Annotated in this window: 21 protein-coding genes and 1 pseudogene; 11 read left to right on the top strand and 11 right to left on the bottom strand. The window is 72.9% G+C overall.

Annotated elements, in window-relative coordinates:
- Positions 1-53: 53 nt before the first annotated feature.
- Together IEY98_RS04555 and IEY98_RS04550 are read right to left on the bottom strand one after the other, a co-directional pair.
- Complete coding sequence (locus IEY98_RS04555) at positions 54-383, bottom strand: hypothetical protein (protein ID WP_189208982.1); 330 nt, start codon at positions 381-383, stop codon at positions 54-56.
- 12 nt (positions 384-395) lie between these two features.
- Positions 396-581, bottom strand: a pseudogene (locus IEY98_RS04550) (hypothetical protein); the annotation flags it as partial.
- A gap of 267 nt (positions 582-848) precedes the next feature.
- Between IEY98_RS04550 and IEY98_RS04545 the strand changes: the two are divergent.
- From IEY98_RS04545 to IEY98_RS04535, 3 genes are all read left to right on the top strand, one after another.
- Positions 849-2,222 (top strand): NsdA family TPR-like regulatory protein, encoded by a 1,374-nt coding sequence (locus IEY98_RS04545; protein WP_189208981.1) that lies wholly within the window; start codon positions 849-851, stop codon positions 2,220-2,222.
- A 16-nt stretch (positions 2,223-2,238) separates the two neighbouring features.
- Complete coding sequence (locus IEY98_RS04540) at positions 2,239-3,138, top strand: phosphotransferase enzyme family protein (RefSeq protein ID WP_189208980.1); 900 nt, start codon at positions 2,239-2,241, stop codon at positions 3,136-3,138.
- Positions 3,139-3,239: 101 nt separating this feature from the next.
- On the top strand, positions 3,240-3,527 hold the full coding sequence (locus IEY98_RS04535) for a hypothetical protein (RefSeq protein ID WP_189208979.1): 288 nt from the start codon (positions 3,240-3,242) through the stop codon (positions 3,525-3,527).
- Between the two features lie 127 nt (positions 3,528-3,654).
- On the opposite strand, the gene IEY98_RS04530 is transcribed toward IEY98_RS04535, so the two are convergent.
- From IEY98_RS04530 to IEY98_RS04510, 5 genes are all read right to left on the bottom strand, one after another.
- A complete protein-coding gene (locus IEY98_RS04530) occupies positions 3,655-4,647 on the bottom strand; it encodes a CopD family protein (protein ID WP_189208978.1) in 993 nt (330 codons plus the stop codon).
- 123 nt (positions 4,648-4,770) lie between these two features.
- Positions 4,771-5,325: a copper resistance CopC family protein gene (locus IEY98_RS04525; RefSeq protein ID WP_373292319.1), complete on the bottom strand. Its 555-nt coding sequence runs from the start codon at positions 5,323-5,325 to the stop codon at positions 4,771-4,773.
- A gap of 121 nt (positions 5,326-5,446) precedes the next feature.
- Positions 5,447-6,163, bottom strand: coding sequence for a YcnI family copper-binding membrane protein (locus tag IEY98_RS04520; protein WP_189208976.1), 717 nt, complete (start codon positions 6,161-6,163; stop codon positions 5,447-5,449).
- Between the two features lie 37 nt (positions 6,164-6,200).
- A complete protein-coding gene (locus IEY98_RS04515; protein WP_189208975.1) occupies positions 6,201-6,695 on the bottom strand; it encodes a hypothetical protein in 495 nt (164 codons plus the stop codon).
- A 10-nt stretch (positions 6,696-6,705) separates the two neighbouring features.
- Positions 6,706-7,149, bottom strand: a complete 444-nt coding sequence (locus IEY98_RS04510) for a DUF6474 family protein (RefSeq protein WP_189208974.1) — start codon at positions 7,147-7,149, stop codon at positions 6,706-6,708.
- A 77-nt stretch (positions 7,150-7,226) separates the two neighbouring features.
- Between IEY98_RS04510 and IEY98_RS04505 the strand changes: the two genes are divergently transcribed.
- From IEY98_RS04505 to IEY98_RS04480, 6 genes are read left to right on the top strand one after another with little or no spacing between them, the layout of a single operon-like run.
- Positions 7,227-8,861 (top strand): TM0106 family RecB-like putative nuclease, encoded by a 1,635-nt coding sequence (locus tag IEY98_RS04505; RefSeq protein ID WP_189208973.1) that lies wholly within the window; start codon positions 7,227-7,229, stop codon positions 8,859-8,861.
- Positions 8,862-8,880: 19 nt separating this feature from the next.
- On the top strand, positions 8,881-9,966 hold the full coding sequence (locus IEY98_RS04500; RefSeq protein ID WP_189208972.1) for an S-(hydroxymethyl)mycothiol dehydrogenase: 1,086 nt from the start codon (positions 8,881-8,883) through the stop codon (positions 9,964-9,966).
- Positions 9,966-10,586, top strand: coding sequence for an MBL fold metallo-hydrolase (locus IEY98_RS04495; protein ID WP_189208971.1), 621 nt, complete (start codon positions 9,966-9,968; stop codon positions 10,584-10,586). The genes IEY98_RS04500 and IEY98_RS04495 overlap by 1 nt, the downstream gene beginning before the upstream one ends.
- A gap of 39 nt (positions 10,587-10,625) precedes the next feature.
- Positions 10,626-11,375, top strand: coding sequence for an SseB family protein (locus tag IEY98_RS04490; protein ID WP_189208970.1), 750 nt, complete (start codon positions 10,626-10,628; stop codon positions 11,373-11,375).
- A complete protein-coding gene (locus IEY98_RS04485; RefSeq protein WP_189208969.1) occupies positions 11,372-11,668 on the top strand; it encodes a type VII secretion target in 297 nt (98 codons plus the stop codon). Before IEY98_RS04490 ends, IEY98_RS04485 begins: the two co-directional genes overlap by 4 nt.
- Positions 11,665-12,177 (top strand): hypothetical protein, encoded by a 513-nt coding sequence (locus IEY98_RS04480; RefSeq protein ID WP_189208968.1) that lies wholly within the window; start codon positions 11,665-11,667, stop codon positions 12,175-12,177. The genes IEY98_RS04485 and IEY98_RS04480 overlap by 4 nt, the downstream gene beginning before the upstream one ends.
- Here the strand turns inward: IEY98_RS04480 and IEY98_RS04475 are convergent.
- Together IEY98_RS04475 and IEY98_RS04470 are read right to left on the bottom strand one after the other, a co-directional pair.
- Positions 12,174-12,932 (bottom strand): SDR family NAD(P)-dependent oxidoreductase, encoded by a 759-nt coding sequence (locus IEY98_RS04475; protein WP_189208967.1) that lies wholly within the window; start codon positions 12,930-12,932, stop codon positions 12,174-12,176. The genes IEY98_RS04480 and IEY98_RS04475 overlap by 4 nt on opposite strands.
- A gap of 100 nt (positions 12,933-13,032) precedes the next feature.
- Positions 13,033-13,962 (bottom strand): oxidoreductase, encoded by a 930-nt coding sequence (locus tag IEY98_RS04470; RefSeq protein WP_189208966.1) that lies wholly within the window; start codon positions 13,960-13,962, stop codon positions 13,033-13,035.
- Between the two features lie 77 nt (positions 13,963-14,039).
- Here IEY98_RS04470 and IEY98_RS04465 point away from each other — a divergent pair, with 77 nt between their 5' ends.
- Together IEY98_RS04465 and IEY98_RS04460 are read left to right on the top strand one after the other, a co-directional pair.
- Positions 14,040-15,002 carry an aldo/keto reductase gene (locus tag IEY98_RS04465; protein WP_189208965.1) on the top strand — a complete coding sequence of 321 codons (963 nt, stop codon included), beginning with the start codon at positions 14,040-14,042 and terminating at the stop codon, positions 15,000-15,002.
- A gap of 90 nt (positions 15,003-15,092) precedes the next feature.
- Positions 15,093-16,844 (top strand): gamma-glutamyltransferase family protein, encoded by a 1,752-nt coding sequence (locus tag IEY98_RS04460; RefSeq protein WP_189208964.1) that lies wholly within the window; start codon positions 15,093-15,095, stop codon positions 16,842-16,844.
- Here IEY98_RS04460 and IEY98_RS04455 read toward each other — a convergent pair.
- Positions 16,826-17,365 (bottom strand): DUF1697 domain-containing protein, encoded by a 540-nt coding sequence (locus IEY98_RS04455; protein ID WP_189208963.1) that lies wholly within the window; start codon positions 17,363-17,365, stop codon positions 16,826-16,828. The two genes, IEY98_RS04460 and IEY98_RS04455, sit on opposite strands and share 19 nt — an antisense overlap.
- Complete coding sequence (locus IEY98_RS04450) at positions 17,362-19,065, bottom strand: long-chain-acyl-CoA synthetase (RefSeq protein ID WP_189208962.1); 1,704 nt, start codon at positions 19,063-19,065, stop codon at positions 17,362-17,364. Before IEY98_RS04450 ends, IEY98_RS04455 begins: the two co-directional genes overlap by 4 nt.
- Between the last annotated feature and the right edge of the window lie 57 nt (positions 19,066-19,122).

The raw sequence follows: 19,122 nt of genomic DNA, 5'->3' as shown, positions 1-19,122 counted from the left end.
GACGGCCCGCCGCGCCGCTCGTGTCCGGGGTGGCGACGCGGCGGGCCGCCGGGCTATCGGGCGCCCGCCGTGGCGCGCCGCAGCGCGTGGCGCGGGGGCTGCTGCGGTGCGAGACCGCCCGCGACCAGGTGTTCGTACGCCGCGCGCCAGACCGGGCACGGCGCCTTCTGCTGGCGCCACCGGCTGGAGCAGACCGGGCAGTTGCCCTTCTCGTCCGGCTCGTGGGCGCTCAGCATCGCGCGCCAGCCCTCGGTGAGCCGGGGCAGCTCGGATCGCGCGACGGACAGCAGGGAGGGGGCATCGGCCCGGTTGGCCAGTTCGGTGAGCATGTCCAGGCGCTCCCACACGGCGCTGCGCAGGACCTGGCCGAGTATTTCGTCCACCTAACGTCACCGTCACCTTTCCGCCTGTTCGGCGGCTTCCTTGAGGGCGGTCCGCAACTGGCCGAGCTGGCCGGTGGTCAGAACCGCCGTCTCGCCGGGAGGTCCGACGAGGACGACCGTGTCTTTCTCGACGAGCACGGTGAGGCAGCGGTCGCGGTTGACCACGTCGCCGCAGGAGACCCGCCAGACCCGGCGTCCGTCGGCGGACACGTCGCGGACCGCGTTCGGTGCCGACCGGAGCAGTTCCACGACTTTGGTTTCCCTCCGTGCTCTTGCGCTTACCAGGAACTACATTGAGGTGCGGAAGACGGGATTGGAGAGACGCAGCGCTGATCGGCGGCTGTTCCACGGTAAGCGGTCACCGGTCTTCGGTCGGACCGATCAGGTTCGCCGAAGCGCACTTCTCGCGGTTCGTGAAGTGCGCTTACTCTGCGCTTGACGCCCGATGGACTGTGAGGGGGCGGAATGAACTCGATCGGCGCACAGGGTTCTCCCATTTCAAGTGACACGTGGGAAGACCCGGAGATGCGCGCCGCGCTGGCCGCGCGGGAGATCAGCTCCGTCTACCGGCTGCTCAGGCGCACCGGAGTCTCACAGCGCCAGATCGCCGCGATGACCGGCCAGTCGCAGTCCGAGGTGTCGGAGATCCTCAAGGGTCGGCAGGTCATGGCCTATGACGTGCTCGCCAGGATCGCCGACGGTCTGGGTGTCCCGAGGGGATACATGGGCCTCGCGTACGACGAGGTCACCGCGGTGCGAGTCGCGGTGAGTCGCGAGGCCGCAGACTCTGAGGAGAGCGAAGAGGTGAAGCGTCGGGAGTTCCTGGCACACGCCGCCGCCGTGACGGTGGGCGCGAACGTGCTGGGCACCAACTCCGGCTCCTGGGTGGCCAGTCCCGAGCACACCCCAGGGCCGGGTCGCATCGGCATCACCGACGTGCGTCAGGTGGAGGCGGCGACGAGAGCGCTGCGATCCCTGGACTACCAGTACGGCGGCGGTTTCTGTCGGGACGCCGTGGTCGCGCAGCTGTCGTGGGGGCAGCAGATGCTGACCGCGTCGGGCACCGAGCACGTGAAGCGGCGTCTGCACGTCGCGCTCGCGGATCTGCACAACCTGGCGGGCTGGACGTCCTTCGACATCGGACTCACCGACTCCGCCCGCAGCCACTTCGGCAAGGCGCTCGTGCTGGCGAAGGAGGGCGGCAGCGAGCCGCTGGTGGCCAACATCCTCTACCGGATGGGCCGCGTCTACCTGCACAAGAAGGCCCCGGACGACGCGCTGAAGATGTTCCAGCTCGGCCAGATCGCCGCCCAGGAGTCCGGCTCCGAGCTCGCGGTCGCGGTCATCTGCGCCAACCAGGCGTGGGCCTACGCGATGCTGGGCCGCAAGGACCAGACGATGAAGCTCATCAACCGCACCCGCGACGAGTTCAGCCGGGCGAACCTCGCCGAGGCCGACGACTGGGTCAAGTTCTTCAACGAGACCGACGTCCACGCCATGATCGGCACCGTGCACACGGTGCTGGCCAGCACGGTGGACCCCAGCCACACCAAGTTCGCCATCCCGGCGCTGTCGCGGGCCATCGAGGGCTACGGCGACGAGATGACCCGCAGCAAGGCGTTCAACCTGAGCGCGCTGGCGGTCAACCACCTGCTGGAGGGCGACGTCGACCACGGGGCCAGGATCGGCCGCCAGGCCGTGGAGCTGGCCGAGAACCTCAAGTCCAGCCGGGTCATCGACCGGCTGGAGCCGCTGCGCGACGAGGCGCTCAAGCGCGTCAACAACTCCGACGCGCGTGATCTGGCCGAGCAGATCTCCAAGCTGCACAGCGTGGCGTGAGCGGCCCGGCCCCGTCGTGCCAGCGGTCAGCGAGGGCCTGTTCACCAGGGAGAACCTCCGGTCCGCCCTGGCGGCGGTCTGCGAGCACGTGGGCCTCGACCCGCTCGGCGCGCGGCTGCTGAGGTTCACCAACAACGCCGTCTTCCTGCTGGCCACCGCGCCGGTCGTGGTGCGCATCGTGGGCTCGGTCGCGCTGCGGCACCGGGTGCGCAAGGTCGTCGACGTGGCCCGCTGGTTCGCCAAGCACGGCGTCCCCGCGGTCCGGCTGGTCGGCGACATCACCCAGCCGGTCGTCGTCGGGCACTACACCGCGACCCTGTGGCACGAGGTCAAGCCGCACGACTGCCCGCCTGCGCCCGCCGACCTGGCGCGGCTGCTGCGCACCGTGCACGCCCTGCCGCCGCCCGCCGGTCTGCCCGAGTGGGACCCGCTCGACGACGTGCGCAGGCGCATCGGCGAGGCCGACGGCGTCGACGACGGCGAGCTGGCCTTCCTCCGCGAGCGCTGCGCCGAGGTCGCCGAGCGGCTGACCGCGGTCGAGTACGCGCTGCCCAGCGGGTTCGTGCACGGCGACGCCCACCTGGGCAACCTCATCCCGAGCCCGGCCGGTCCGGTGCTCTGCGACTTCGACTCCAGCTGCGTCGGCCCGCCCGAGTGGGACCTGACCCCGCTGGCCGTCGGGGTGCGGCGCTTCGGCGAGCCGGTCGCCCGGTACGCCGAGCTGGCCGACGCCTACGGCTTCGACGTGATGGCCTGGCCGGGGTTCGCGGTGCTGCGCGAGGTGCGTGAGCTGAAGCTCACCACCAGCGTGCTGCCGATCATGGCCAGTAGTCCGGAAGTGCGCCCTGAGCTGCTGCGGCGGCTGCGCGACTTCCGTCTCGGTAACACTTCCACGACCTGGTCCCGCTACACCTGACCACCGGGTTAGCCCGATCAGCGGTTGTGGGCTGTTAACAAGCTGCGTTGTGTGAACGACAGCACTGGCGACGGGGTCGGCCACGAGGGGGCGGTTCTCAGGTGTTCGGGAAGGCGCGGCGCGCCCGGCAGGCCCTGGCGGCCGCCCGCGTCCTGGATGACGTGGTGGAGAGCCAGCTGGCCCTGGTGGCCCGGCTGCCCGAGGAGGCCAGGAAGCGGGCCGCCGAGCATCTTGCCGAGATGGTCTTGCTCGCGCAGGCCTACCGGCACTACGCGCAGGGCTGGATCGATCGCCGCGAACTCGACCGCCGCGCCCGCGCCGCCGCCGACAAGCTGGTCCTCATGCGCAGGCCGAACCCGATCCGAGTGCATCTCACCGAACCGGACTGACCATTCACCGTTGCGCCGTTCGGGGTCCTGCGGGTTGCATCGGTATGCCTTCAGACCGCTGAACGGCACGAGTGGTCGATGAAAGGAGTTGTCCACAGCCCCTGTGGACAGCCCTGTGGACAAAAGGTCAGGCGGCCGGGACCCGGGTCAGCACGACGGCGAGGCCGAACGCCAGCCCCATCACGGCCAGCTCCGCTCCCGCCCAGGTGACCAGCGCCGTTCGCCGGTGCGACCGGATGCCGGGCAGCAGCCGGAACCGGATGTGCGCGCCCAGCGCGCCGAGCGCGACCAGGCACCCGAGCTTGAGCAGCACGACGATCCCGTAGCCGGTGGCGAACAGGTCGAACCGCGGCGCCAGCTCGATCACCGCGTTGAACACCCCGGACAGGCCGACGACCAGCACGCAGACGGTTGCCAGCCGCGAGAACCTCGGCACCGCCCTGGCCAGCAACGACCGGTTGGCCGCCAGCAACACGACGACCGCGCCCAGGCCCCCTGTCCACGCCGCGGCCGCCATGACGTGCAGCTCCATCGAGATCATCGTGACGTCGTGCCACCGCCACCCGGTCGCGTGCCCGGTCACCGGCAGCGGCAACAAGGCGAACAACGCCACCGCGGCCCGCAGCTCCGCGGGCACGGCGTCGCCTTTCCGCACCGCCAACCCGCACAACACCGCGCTGACCAGTGCTAAGCAGGCGACGAACACCAGGGCCTTGCCCGCCCCGACCGTGGCGACGTAGTCCGCGACCGCGCCGAAGGAGACGTCCGCGCTCGCCCGCAACTCCGCGGTCTGCAACACGAGCGCGACCACCGCGGCGACGGCCCACACCACCGAGGCGGCCACCGCCGCCCGCCGGGCCAGCGCCATCGTCGGCTCCGCGTTCCGCGGCCGATCGAACCCGACCAGCATCGGCAGCAGGCACAACCCGACCGTGGCGACGGCGGCGAGGTCGAGCAGCAGCCGCGCCACCGGCAGCCCCGCCCGCACGACGACCCCGGCGTCGGGCAGACCGGGGATGGGCTCGACCGCGGTCACCGCCGATCCGGCGGCGACGCCGACGAGCCCGGCGAGGCCGAGCAGGACCACCAACCAGCCGACCCGGCCTGTCACAACCCTCACCTCGGCGACTGCTCCTGTCGAACCTCAACCACCCGCTCCAACGGCCCGGCGGCCGCGGAGCGACCTCCCGTCCCGGCGCCCCGGAGCGCTCGGCCGGGAAGGACCCGGCCGAGCGCCCCCACCTCAGCGCGTGGATCCGCCGCCGAGGCGCATCGCCGTGACGACGCCGACGCCCAGGAGGACGACCGCGCCGACGATCCACACCCACACCGGGACACCGCCGCCGCTCTCGGGCGTGGTCGTGTCCGGGGCCGGGGTGGTCACCTCGGCTGGCGTGCCGTTGCCCGCCTTGGTCAGGGTGAACCGGATCTCGCCGCGGACGGGGTGGCCGTCGGCGGAGAGGATCTGGTAGCCCACCCGGTACTCACCGGCGGGGCCCAGCTCGCGGACCGGCACCGTCACCTTGTTGTCGCTGACCGTCGGCTCCCCGCCCTGCCACTGCGTGTCCCCGGGCCCCACGATGACGACGGTGTTGAGGTCCTTGCTGCCCTGCACCGCCTGGTCGAACGTCAACTCGACCGTCGCGGGCCCGGTCTCCACCGACGCCTTGTCCGCCGGATTGCTGCTGACCAACTGATTGTGCGCGAACGCCGTCCCAGCCGACCCGATCAGTCCGAACAAGACAGCCAACACAACCGCAAGAACCCGCCGAACACCACTTGCGCAGCCCCCACCCACCCTGGGGGGTCGGCCCTTGTCCAGTCTACCGGCGCGGGGGGCGCTGGAGGGGGTGTGTGGTGCGGGCTGTGGATAACCGGGCGGGGTGTGGACAGTGGGGGCGAGGAAGGGGGGCATCGTGCTATGCCTCCGTGCGGGTCATGCGGCGGGCGCGGAGGGTGGCGCCCGCGCCGATGCCCAGGCCGAGGGCGCCGACGGCGAGGCCAGCGCCACCGAGCCAGCGGGCTGTGGTGTCCTCAGTGGACTCGGCGGCCGCCGGGGCCGTCGGGGACGACGCCGGGGTGGCGGCGTGGTGGTTGTCGCCTTCGCCCTTCGGGGCGAGCTTGACCACCGGGGCCGGGCGCTCGGGCTCGTCGCCGTCGGTCGGCGGGGCGTCCCAGGCGACGACCTTCTCGTTGTCGTAGGTCTGGATGGCCGGGATGACCAGCTGGTCGGTCTCGGGCATCGGGCCGCCGCTGACCTCGAACTCGCCGAACTCGCCGGGGCCGATGCGGGTGCCGGACTCGGCGGTCCAGGTCACCGTGCTGACCGCCTCGGTGATCTCGCGGCCGTGGACGGTGATCGGCTGGGCGAGCTTGGTCTTGGTGACCTCGGCCTTCCAGCCGGGGACGGGCTTGGTGCGCAGCGATGTGATGGGTGTGTCCTGCGGCAGCCGCAGTTCGAGCTTCACCGTGCCCGCCGTCTCGTCCTCGTTGGGGACCCGGAAGGTGATCTTCGTGTAGCCGCCCTGCGTGGCGGACTCGCCGATGACCTTCGCCGTCACGTGGGCCGAGGCGGTCCCGGCCGAGAACAGCAGGGCGGCACTCGCGCAGCCCAGAACAACCGCGAAGCGTTTCATTGCGTTTCTCCTGAAAGGGAAAGGGGTGAAGGGGGATTCAGGAGAGAACCGGCGGACCGCGGCGCCCGCACACCACGCGCAGCACCACCGCGAGCAGCGCGTCCGCCCGCGACGACGTGACCAGCACGAACGTGGTCACCAGACCGAAGAGTGGCGCCACGACCGCGCGCACCAGACCGCGCAGAGCGGCGGCCAGGGCGTCGAGCGCGTAGCCCGCGTGCGCGAAAAGCCAGCCCGTGAGCAGCGTCGCCGCGACGTGGGCGACGGTCATCGCCACCGGGTCGGCGACCGATCCCGGGTGCGCGACCTGGGTCAGCAGCAGGTGCAGGGCCGACTGGCTGCCCGCCAGCAGGCCGAGCGTCACCCACGGGCCCTTGTCGGCCAGCGCCGAGCCCGCCCACGCCACCAGCGCGACGATCGCCACGGTCGGCGCGGTGTCGGGCATGCCGCCGCCCGCGAGCCCGTGGGCCGCCACCGCCAGAGCGCCCGTGCACGCGCCCAGGAGGGCGCCACGGGTCAGGCGGGACGTCATGTCCTAGAGCCTAGTTGGCCCTGTCCAGGCCCCTCGTTCTCCCAGGTTGCCGCACCCCGAGCCGCTGCAGCAGGCGCTCCTCGATGGCGTCCAGCTCGCTGTCGACGGCCCGGTGCGCCGCTCGCCTGCGGCTGGCGGGCATGCGCTCGGCAGCGCGGACGGCGGCGGCGAGCTGGCGCAGCCGGGTCTCGGTCTCCCGGTCGGGGGACTGCTGCTCGGCCAGCGCGGTCGCCACGCCGGAGATGCGCGCGTGCAGCGCGCCGCCGTGGCCGCTGTACTGGGCGAGGTCGCCGACGGCGACGCCGAGCCTGCGCGCCCGGTGCCGGTCCCAGCGCTCGCGCGCCGTGCCGGTCGCCTTGATCAGATAGGGCGTGACCACCGGAATCAACGCGGGCGCGATCACCTTGGCGACCGCGATCGCGTTCCGGGCCCTGCTCGGCGTGATCCGCGCCATCCGCTGCCTCCCGCGCTCGATGGTCAGCAACCTACCGACCCGCCCGATGTGTCGCACATGGCAACTAAACTGCGTACGTGACTACTACGGTGCTCCTCGACGCCGGCGTGGTGAGCCGCTGCAGGCGTCGCGTGCACCTCGAGCACGACCCGTCGATGCGGGAGGCCAGGCGCGCGGCCCCCGATCCCACCGCTGAGCTGCGCAAAGCCGACGCTGCCGCGCACCGCAGGGCGATCGCGGACCGGCTGGCCGCGCAGCTGGGCGCTGCCTGGACCGAGATCCCGCCCGGCCCGGCCTCCGAGCGCGAGACCGCCACCATGGCCGCGCTCGCCGCCGACGCCCCCTTCGTCTGGTCGGCGCAGCTCCCGCGCGACCCTGACGGCGGCAGGCGCGGCACGATCGACCTGCTCGTGCGCACCGAGCAGGGCTACGTGCCCGTGCTCGTCGTCCGCCACAAGGTCACCGACCCCGGCACGGGCGCGCGCACCAGCGGCCTCGACGACCTGCCCATGGTCGGCGGCACGCCGGACAGCGCCCGCAAGGTGCGCCCGCAGCCGCGCGACCAGCTCCGCCTCGCCCACGTGCGCAGGCTGCTGGAGAGCGCGGGCCTGGCCGACCCCCGGCACGCGTTCGCGGGCGTCATCGGCCTCGACGGCGACGTCGTCGTCTGGCACGACCTGCACGCGCCCACCTGGCCCGGCGGGCGCAGCGCGCTGGAGGAGTACGACACCCGCTTCGCCGACCGGCTCTCCGTGGCCGCGGCGGCCGCCGCGGGCGCGGACCCGCTGGCCGAGCCGTCGCGGATCGTGGAGTGCCGCAGCTGCCCCTGGTGGCCGGTGTGCGAGGGGCAGCTGGTGGCCACGCGCGACGTGAGCCTGGTCGTCCGCGGCGAGGACGCGGGCCTGCTGCGCGCCGCGGGCGTGCGCACGGTCGACGAGCTCGCCCTGGTCGACCCCGCCGACGAGGACGTGCCCGCGCTGGTCGGCATGCCCGTGGAGGACGCGGTCGGCCTGGCCCGCGCCTGGCTTGCCGACCTCACCCTGGTTCGGCGGGTCGAGCGGGTCGGCGTGCCGCGCGCGGACGTCGAGGTCGACGTCGACATGGAGAGCTTCGGCGACGCGGGCGCGTACCTGTGGGGCGCGCTGCTGACCGGCGCCGACGTGGGCGTGTCGCCGGGGTACCGGGCGTTCGTCAGCTGGGAGCCGCTGCCCACCGACGACGAGGCCCGCTCCTTCGCCGAGTTCTGGTCCTGGCTGATGGGGGTGCGGCAGGCCGCTCACGACCGGGGCCTCACCTTCCGCGCCTACTGCTACAACGAGCTGGCCGAGAACCGCTGGCTGCTCGCCTCGGCCAAGCGGTTCGCCGGTCGCCCCGGCATCCCGCGCCGCGCCGAGGTGCTCGCCTTCATCGAGTCCGACGCCTGGTTCGACCTGTTCGCCAGCGTCCGCGACCAGTTCCTGTGCTCGCACGGCAAGGGCCTCAAGACGATCGCCCCGGTCGCGGGCTTCACCTGGCGCGACCCGGACGCCGGCGGCGAGAATTCCATGCGCTGGTACCGCGCCGCCGTCGGCCTCGACGGTGACGACCCCGACCCGGCCCAGCGCGTGCGGCTGCTGGAGTACAACGAGGACGACGTGCGGGCCACCGCCGCCCTGCGCCGGTGGATGTCCTCACCAGAGGTGGGACGGATTCCCTACGTCGGGGATCTGTGAATCGGGTTACGGTGTGCGCATGTCGCAACAGGTGCAGGCGGTCGTGGCCAAGGCCAGGAACCAGCCGGTGTCCGTCGAGACCATCGTCGTGCCCGACCCCGGTCCGGGTGAGGCCGTCGTCGCCGTCCGGACGTGCGGGGTCTGCCACACCGACCTGCACTACCGCGAGGGCGGGATCAACGACGAGTTCCCCTTCCTGCTCGGGCACGAGGCCGCGGGCGTGGTCGAGGCCGTCGGCGAGGGCGTGGACGACGTCGCGCCCGGCGACTTCGTCATCCTCAACTGGCGCGCGGTGTGCGGGCGCTGCCGGGCGTGCCTGAAGGGCAAGCCCTGGTACTGCTTCAACACCCACAACGCCGCCCAGCCCATGACCCTCGTCGACGGGACGCCGCTCTCGCCCGCGCTGGGCATCGGCGCGTTCGCCGAGAAGACGCTCGTCCACAGCGGACAGTGCACGAAAGTCGACCCGGACGCCTCGCCAGCGGCCGTCGGCCTGCTCGGCTGCGGCGTCATGGCGGGCCTGGGCGCGGCCATCAACACCGGCGGGGTCGGTCGAGGCGACTCGGTCGCGGTGATCGGCTGCGGCGGCGTCGGCGACGCGGCCATCGCGGGCGCGCGGCTGGCGGGCGCGACCACGGTCATCGGCGTCGACGTCGACGACCGCAAGCTGGAGTGGGCGCGGAAGTTCGGCGCGACGCACACGGTCAACTCCCGCGAGGCCGACGCGGTCGAGACGATCCGCGAGCTGACCGGCGGGTTCGGCGCCGACGTCGTGATCGACGCCGTGGGCAGGCCGGAGACCTGGAAGCAGGCGTTCTACGCCCGCGACCTGGCGGGCACCGTCGTGCTGGTGGGCGTGCCGACGCCGGACATGCGCGTCGAGATGCCGCTGATCGACCTGTTCTCCCGCGGCGGCTCGCTCAAGTCCAGCTGGTACGGCGACTGCCTGCCCAGCCGGGACTTCCCCTACCTGGTCGACCTCTACCGGCAGGGCCGCCTCGACCTGGACGCCTTCGTCACCGAGACCATCCCGCTCGACGGCGTCGAGGGCGCGTTCGAGCGGATGCACCACGGCGACGTCCTGCGCTCGGTGGTGGTCCTCTGATGCGCGTCGACCACGTCGTCACCTCCGGCACGTTCAGCCTCGACGGCGGGACCTGGGAGGTCGAGAACAACGTCTGGATCGTCGGCGACGACCGCGAGGTCGTGGTGATCGACCCGGCGCACGACGCCGACGAGATCCTGGGCGGGATCGGCGACCGGGCGGTGCGCGCGATCCTCTGCACGCACGCCCACGACGACCACATCAGCGCGGCCGAGGACCTGGCCAACGCCACCGACGCGCGCGTCTACCTGCACCCGGCCGACGAGGTGCTGTGGCGGATGGTCTACCCCGACGCCGAGTTCGACCCCCTCCACGAGGGGGACACGTTCACCGTCGGCGGCGGGACCCTCGTCGTGATGCACACCCCGGGCCACGCGCCGGGCGCGGTCTGCTTCCACGCGCCCGACCTGGGCGTCGTCTTCACCGGCGACACCCTGTTCGCGGGCGGCCCCGGCGCGACCGGCCGCTCGTACAGCGACTTCGACACGATCATCGACTCGATCACCGAGCGCCTGCTGGCGCTGCCGCCGGAGACGGTGGTGCACACCGGCCACGGCGACTCGACCACGATCGGCGCGGAGGCCCCGCACCGGCAGGAGTGGATCACCCGGGGATCATGATCGGCTAGGATTCGCCTCCCATGGCGTTCGGGAGCGCGAATGGTCGAACTCCACCGCGGGCTGGGCGTGCGGCGGGCCGATCTGGCCTTGGCCGTCGCGGGCCCCATCGGTGCCCGGTTGGGCGTGCGGCGCGGCGACTCGCCCGCCGCCGTCCTCGCGGTCGTGAGCTGGCAGGTCGCGGCCGCCGGTGAGCGGGTCACGGCGAACCCGGTGGGCAGGCGCGTCCTGGCCGCCGCCTACAACCTGCGCCGCGACCCGGAGCTGACGTCCCTGGGCTACGCGGAGCGGCTGGCTGTCCTGGCCCGCTCGCTGTCCGACAGCGTCCACGCGGCGGCGAGCCTGCTGGTCGAGCGGGTGAGCGCCGAGCTGGCCGGGCCGCTCCCGGTCCCGCCCGCCGCCGAGATCGAGGCGCTGACCTGGCTGGAGGCCGAGTACGCCAAGGCCCCGGAACCCCCGGTGGCCGCGTCGCTGCTGACCAGGCTGGTGGCCGAGACCACCGGGTCGGTGCTCGACGAGTTCGTCCCCAAGGGTGAGCTGCACTTCGCCATGTCGGCCGACGGCGCGCTCGTCACGGTCGAGACGCGCGACTTCGGCGAGTGCCTGTGCGCGTTCACCAGCGCGGAGCTGCTGGCGGAGTACCAGGCCGCGGTGGGCAGCTCGGACGTCCCGGCCGCCGCGCCGGGCCACCGGCTCATCGAGGTGCTGCGCTCCGACGGCGCCGTCGGCCTGGCCCTCAACCCGCTGGGCCGGGGACGGCACTGGTCGCCCGCCCGAGTGGCCGCCCTGTGACCGGCTTCGGCGTCGACCTCGACGAACTCGACGCGCTCGCCCGCAAGGCCGTCGCCATCGCCGACACGGTCCGCGAGGACACGGCCTGGCGCTACGGCGTCGACACCGACCGCTGGCCGGACGACGACCCGCTGCGCGTGGCGGTGATCGCCTACCAGCGCAGCCTGCGCGCGGCCATGGAACGCCTCTGCGGCGGCGCGGCCGGGCTGTCCGACGCCCTGCGCGCCATCGCGGCGCGCTACCGGGAGACCGACGAGGACCTGGCCCGCCGCCTCACGGAGCTGGCCGGATGACGGCCCCCGGCAACCCGCTGTGGGTCCGCAACCTGGCCGAGCTGGTCAAGGCCCAGCGGGAACCGCTGGCAGCAGGCGCGGACGACGTCGCCGCCCTCGACGCCGCCCATTGGACCGGCGCGGCCGCCGACGGCTACACCGAGACCCGGCTGGCCCTCTCGGCGTCGTGGCGGGCGGCGCTGGACATCCACGAGACCGTGTCCGACCGCGTGGAGGGCTACAGCACGTTCGTCCACGAGCTGCCCCACCTGTGGGCGGGCGCGGACGGCGCCGAGCAGGCCCGCCTGACCGACCTCTGGCGCGGCGCGGCCGACCGCCTGGCGGCCGAGCTCATCAACGCCGCCGCCGACCTCGACCGCGTCGGGGTCCCGGAGCCCGCCGCCGAGCCGGAGCCCGAGCCGCCGCCCGCCGATCCCGTGGCCGCCTTCGCTGCCCAGGTCGAGACCGGCAGGCGGCTCCACGACCAGGTCCTGACCGGCAGGCGGCGCGCCCGCCTGCGGTGGGTCTAGCGCGGGGCCATGCGCAGGGCGCCGTCGAGGCGGATGACCTCGCCGTTGAGGTAGTCCTGGTCGATGATCGACAGGGCGAGGCGGGCGTACTCGGCGGGCAGGCCGAGGCGCTTCGGGAAGGGGACGCCCGCGGCCAGCGCGGCGCGGAACTCCTCGCTGACCGTGGCCAGCATCGGGGTGTCGATGATGCCCGGCGCGATGGTCACCACGCGGATGCCGGAGGAGGACAGGTCGCGGGCCGCGGGCAGGGTGAGGCCCACGACGCCGCCCTTGGACGCGGCGTAGGCCGCCTGCCCGATCTGGCCGTCGTACGCCGCGATCGACGCGGTGTTGATGATCACGCCGCGGGCGTCGTGCTCCAGCGGCTCGGTCGCGGCCATCGCGGCCGCGGCCAGGGTGACGACGTTGAACGTGCCGATCAGGTTGATCTCGACGACCTTGCGGAACAGGCCCAGGTCGTGCGGGCCCTTCTTGGACAGGATCCGCGCCGACGGGCCGATGCCCGCGCAGTTCACCACCACGCGCAGCGGGGCCCCGCTCCCGGCCGCCTGCGCGACGGCCGCCTCCACCTGCTCGGGGTCGGTCACGTCCGCGCCGACGTAGGTCACCCCGGCCACCTCGGGCGCGGAGTCCACGGCCGACGGCAGGTCCAGCGCGAACACCGAGGCGCCCTGCTTGGCCAGCGCCTGCGCCGTCGCCGCGCCGAGGCCGGAGGCGCCGCCGGTGACGAGGGCCGCGATACCGTCGATCTGCATGGTCGTCCTTTCGCCCGAGACAGTCGGCGGAAAGGTTAACGGTCGTTCAGCCCGGGTGCGGCCGGTGTGCTGTGTCTAACGGGCCTGACGTTCACCGGGCCTAACGCGGCAGCGAGTAGTAGACACCGCTCATCTCCTCGCTCAGGTCCCAGAGCCTGCGCGCGGTGCCGCGGTCGCGGGCGGCGTCCAGCGGCTCCACCAGCGCCGGGTAGCCCTTCTGCTCGCGGCGGCCGTTCGGGCCGATGAACTGCCCGCTCTCCACCTCGGGGTGGGTGGCGGCGTAGAGCTGGGGCAGCGCGCCCATCTGCGCGTCCTGGGCGAGCAGCCGGTTGCCGATCTTCAGGCCCAGCTTCTGCATGCCCTTGGGCCCGGCCGACTGCAGGTTCGTCGCCGAGTAGCCCGGGTGCGCCAGCACGCTGGACACCGGCACGCCGTTGGCCCGCAGCCGCCGGTGCAGTTCCAGGCCGAACACGACGTTGGCCAGCTTCGACTGGGCGTAGAACCCGCGGCGGCTGTACTTGTGCTCGCCGTTGAGGTCGTCGAAGTGCATGAAGCCCTGCTTGTGCAGGAACGAGGTGACCGTGACCACGCGCGCGTCCCGCCCGGCGGCGAGGACGTCGATCAGCAGGCCGGTCAGCGCGAAGTGCGCCAGGTGGTTGACCGCGAACTGCAGCTCGTAGCCCTGCGCGCTCAGCGTGCGCGGCGTCCACATCACGCCAGCGTTGTTGATCAGGACGTCGACCCGGTCGACGCCCGCGGAGAACTCGCGCACCGAGTCCAGGTCGGCCAGGTCCAGGTGCCGGGCCTCGACGTTGGCCTCGGCGTCGGCGGCCCGGATCGACTCGACGGCGGCCGCGCCCTTCTCCAGGTCGCGCACGGCCAGCACGACGTGCGCGCCGTGCTGGGCCAGCGCCAGCGACGTCTGGTACCCGAGGCCGCTGTTGGCCCCGGTCACGATGTAGGACCGGCCGACGAGGCTCGGGATGTCGGCGGCGGTCCAGCCAGGCGAATCACCCGCGGGTGTGCTCATGGGGCTAAGAATCTCACCCGCGCGCCCGGCCCACCCAACGTCTGGATCACACGACCGCGCGCCCTTACTGTCGGGTTGTGGAACTCCGGCACCTCGGCGAGTCCGGGCTCGTGGTGAGCGCGGTGGGCCTGGGCTGCAACAACCTGGGCAGGCCGGGCACCGCCGCGGAGTCGCTGACCGGCGCGCGCGCCCTGGTCGGGGCCGCGCTGGAGGCGGGGATCACCCTCTTCGACGTCGCCGACGTCTACGGCGCGCCGCGCGGGCGCAGCGAGGAGCTGCTGGGCCTGGCCCTGTCCGGCCGCCGCGCCCACGCGGTCATCGCCACCAAGTTCGGCGTCGACATGCAGGGCGCGAACGGCCCGGACTTCGGCGCCCGCGGCTCCCGCCGCTACATCCGCCGCGCCGTCGAGGCGTCCCTGCGCAGGCTCAACACCGACTGGATCGACCTCTACCAGCTCCACCGCCCTGACCCGGGCACCCCGATCGAGGAGACCCTGAGCGCCCTCGACGAACTCGTCCGCGACGGCGTCGTGCGCTACGTCGGCGTCTGCAACCTGGCGGCCTGGCAGATCGCCGACACGGCCTGGACGGCCCGCGACGCGCGCGTGCGCGGCCCGGTGTCCGCGCAGGGCCACTACTCGCTGCTCGAACGCGAGGTCGAGCGCGAGGTCGTGCCCGCGTGCGCCCGCTTCGGCATCGGCCTGCTGCCGTACTTCCCGCTGGCCAACGGCCTGCTCACCGGCAAGTACGCGCGCGGAGCCGAGCCGCCGGAGGGCAGCCGCCTCGCAGGCCGCCAGCGCATGCTCGCAGAGGCCCCCTGGGACCGCATCGAGAAGCTGCGCGCCTTCGCCGGGGAGCGCGGCATCGCGATGACCGCGCTGGCCATCGGCTGGCTGGCCGCCCAGCCCGTGGTCGCCTCCGTCATCGCGGGCGCGACCACACCCGACCAGGTGGCGGCCAACGCCGCGGCGGGCACCTGGCGCCCCACCGCCGACGACCTGGCCGTCCTCGACGAGATCTGCCCGCCGGGCCGCCGCTAGTTATCCACAGAACTTATCCACATGTGCACAAGTGTTCGATGGGAACAAGAAGTTCTTTAGCAACGGTAACTAGTGAGGTAGCTTGGCCGGGTGTTCACGACGAGACCAGAGCTGGCGGGCACGCACGGCATGGTCGCCTCCACGCACTGGTTGGCGTCGGCGGCGGGCATGGCCGTGCTGGAGGACGGCGGCAACGCCTTCGACGCGGCGGTGGCCGCGGGGTTCGTGCTGCAGGTCGTCGAGCCGCACCTCAACGGCCCCGGCGGCGAGGTGCCCGCGCTCTTCGCGACCGCGGCCGACCCGGAGCCGCGCGTCCTCTGCGGGCAGGGCGTCGCGCCCGCCGCGGCGACGCCGGAGCGGTTCGCCGAACTCGGGCTCGACCTGATCCCCGGCAGCGGCCTGCTCCCCGCGACCGTCCCCGGCGCGTGGGACGCCTGGTTGACGCTGTTGCGCGACCACGGCACCAAGGAGCTGTCCGAGGTCCTGTCGTACGCGATCGGCTACGCGCGCGACGGCTTCCCGCTGCTCGAACGGGTCCCCGCGGTCGTCAACACCGTGCGCGACCTGTTCACCGACCACTGGCCGACCTCGGCGCAGCTGTGGCTGCCCGCGGTGGGGGAGCGCTTCGCCAACCCGGTGCTCGCCAGCACGTGGGAGCGGCTGCTCCGCGAGGCCGTCGGGCCGACCAGGGAGGCGCGCATCGACGCCGCGCGGCGCGCCTGGTCGTCGGGGTTCGTCGCCGAGGCCGTGGACGCCTTCTGCCGCAAGTCCTTCCGCGACGACTCCGGACGCGACCACGCGGGCCTGTTGACCGGCGAGGACATGGCGTCCTGGGAGGCGTCCTATGAGGACCCGGTCTCCGTCGACTTCGGCGACTGGACGCTGGCCAAGTGCGGTCCGTGGACCCAGGGGCCGGTGCTGCTGCAGCAGTTGCTGATCCTCGAAGGACTCCCGGTGTCCTATGTGGATGGCGTGCCGACCGCAGACACCGTCCACTACGCGCTGGAGGCGACCAAGCTCGCCTTCGCCGACCGCGAGGCGTGGTACGGCGACGCAGACGTGCCGCTGGAGGCCCTGCTCTCCCGCGCGTACGCCGCCGAGCGCCGCGCGCTCATCACCGACACCGCGTCGCTGGAGCTGCGGCCCGGCAGCCCGGACGGGCGCGCCCCGCGCCTGCCCGAGTACCTGGTGTCCGGCACGGCCCCGGTGTCGGTCAGCGGCGCCCTCGGCGAGCCCACCGTCCGCCCGGACGGCACCACCAAGGGCGACACTGTGCACGTGGACGTCGTGGACCGGTGGGGCAACATCATCTCCGCGACGCCGTCCGGCGGCTGGCTCCAGTCCTCGCCCGCCATCCCCGAGCTGGGCTTCTGCCTGGGCACGCGGGCGCAGATGTTCTGGCTGGAGGACGGCCTGCCCAACTCCCTGGCCCCCGGCAAGCGGCCGAGGATCACCCTCACCCCGAGCCTCGCGCTGCGCGACGGCGTGCCCACGCTCGCCTTCGGCACCCCCGGCGGCGACGGGCAGGACCAGTGGCAGCTCTGCTTCTGGCTGGCCCATGTCGAGGCCGGGCTGAACCTGCAGGCCGCCATCGACGCGCCCGCGTGGCACAGCAACGCCGTCCCCAGCAGCTTCTACCCGCGTGACTACGTGCCCGGCGAGGCGCACGTCGAGTCCCGGCTCGGCCCGGCGGCGCTCGCCGCGCTGGCCGACCGCGGCCACAAGCTGGTCGACCTCGGCCCGTGGACGCTGGGCAGGCTCTCGGCGGTGTCGCGCCACAACGGGCTGCTGCGCGCGGCCGCCAACCCGAGGGGGATGCAGGGCTACGCCGTGGGCCGCTGAACCAGGTCGTGGAGCTTGGTGACGGTGTTCCAGTTGCGCGCCGTCCCGACGACCTTCCACCTTCGGTCGAGGAATGGCACGACGGGCGGCGCCTTGGAGATGCCGTCCGGGCACCACTGGTAGACGACGCGGTCGCCGACCCGGATGCGCTCGGGATCGAGCGCGACCGGGTCGTGCGCGGCCGCGACCGCCGGGTCCGGGTCGGCCTCCAGGAAGATCGCGACCATCCGCGAGCCGTCGTGGGCGATGTCGCGGAAGGGGTGGCCGTCGACCACGGCGCGCAGCCGTGGGGCGGTGACGACCAGGCAGCGGGTGTCGAGGCCGGTCCGCTCGGCGAGCGCCGCCTGGATCTCGCGCTCGTCCGGCTCGGTGTCGGCGGTGAAGACGGCGTTGCCCGACTGCAGGACTGTGCGCACGTCGCCGAAGCCGAGGTCCTCGAGGACCGCGCGCAGGTCGGCCATGGCGAGCTTCGTGCGGCCGCCGACGTTGACGCCGCGCAGCAGGAGGACGTATCCGGTCACGACCGGATTCTGCCCTCGGCGACCTCGGCGGGGTACTCGGCGTAGAACGGCACGTACTCGCCGTCGCGGAGCACGTGCACGTCGTCGTCCACTGTGTACCCCTCGGCGCGGAGGTCCACCTTGCGGGACTTGAAGGTGGAGGTCTGCTCGACCGCGCCGACCAGGCGGACGAACAGCGGGACGGCGTACCCGGGCAGCTTGGCGGCCAGGTGCTTGGCCAGGGACGCGCCGTCGAATGCGACGCCGTCGCGGAGCTTGACCGCGGCCATGCCCGCCTTGCCGTCGGCGCCGGGGACCGCCACGCCGTACACGACGGACTGGTCGACGTCGGGGTGTTCGTCGACGGCGGCCTCGACCTCGGTCGTCGCCACGTTCTCGCCCTTCCAGCGGAAGGTGTCGCCGAGCCGGTCGACGAAGGCGACGTGCCGGAAGCCCTGGGCGCGCACCAGGTCGCCGGTGTCGAACCAGCAGTCGCCGTCCTTGAAGGCGTCGCGGAGCAGCTTGCGCTCGGTGGCCTCGGCGTCGGTGTAGCCGTCGAACGGCGCCCGGTCGGTGATCTTGGTGATCAGCAGGCCGACCTCGCCCGTCCTGACCTTGCGCAGCCTGCCGTCGGTGCGCTTCGCGGAGTCCCCGTCGAACTCGACGACGGCGTACGGCAGGGGACAGGTGCCCGCGGTGCGCGGGATGTTGAGGGCGTTGATGAAGGCGAGGTTGCACTCGCTGGCCCCGTAGAACTCCGCGACGCGCTTGATGCCGAAGCGCGCGGTGAACTCGTCCCAGAGTTCCGGGCGCAGGCCGTTGCCGACGACGACGCGGACGCCGTGCTCGCGCTCGATGGGCCGTTCCGGCTGGTTGAGCAGGTAGCGGCACAGCTCGCCGATGTAGCAGAACGCCGTGGACCGCGTGCGGACGACGTCGTCCCAGAAGCGGGACGCGGAGAAGGACCGTCCCAACGCGAGGGTCGCGCCCGCGGCGAGGACGGACGAGAGGGAGACCGTCAGCGCGTTGTTGTGGTACAGCGGGAGACAGCAGTAGAGCGTATCGTCGCCGCGCAGGCGCACACCGAGCCTGCCGAGCCCGGTCATGCTCTTGAGCCAGCGGAAGTGCGACATCGCGCTGGCCTTCGGCAGGCCGGTCGTGCCCGAGGTGAAGATCAGGAACGCGGTCGCCTTCGCCGGGACGCGCGCGCACTCGTCGGGGTTGGCGTCATTGGTTCCGGGCAGGGTGTCCAGGTCGAGCGCGTCGGGCAGCAGTTCGCGGTAGTCGCCGTGGGCGACGAGCGCGGTCGCGTTCAGCAGGCCGACGCTGTGCTCCAGGACCTCGCCGCGCTGGTTGGTGTTGAGCATCCCGGCGGCGGCCCCGAGCTTGACCACGGCCAACGCCGCCAGCACGGTCTCGGGCCGGTTCGGCGCCATGATCCCGACGGTCGTGCCGGGCTTGACGCCGTGCCGGGCCAATGTCTCGGCCATCCGGTTGACCTGCGCGTTCGCCTCGCCGTAGCTGAGCTCGACGTCCTCGAAGCGCAGGAACGGCCGATCCGGATGCCTGGCGGCGGCCTCCTGGAACACCAGCCCGATCGACTTGGTGGCCGACGGCTTCAGCGTCGCGAGCCCCACCAGCCCCCGCACCATCCCCGGCCCGTCCACCACCAACGACGGCACCGCCCCCAGGACGTCCCGAAACCGCACCCTTGCGTCCATGCCGAGTGAGGCTACTTCATAGTAGGTTTCCGGGGTAGGGGGTCGTCCCATTTCCCC

The sequence above is a fragment of the Actinokineospora fastidiosa genome, assembly GCF_014648415.1.
GTDB classification, from domain to species: domain Bacteria; phylum Actinomycetota; class Actinomycetes; order Mycobacteriales; family Pseudonocardiaceae; genus Actinokineospora; species Actinokineospora fastidiosa.
The sequence above is the reverse complement of the archived record's forward strand: the minus strand, read 5'-3'. Positions and strand labels throughout refer to the sequence as shown.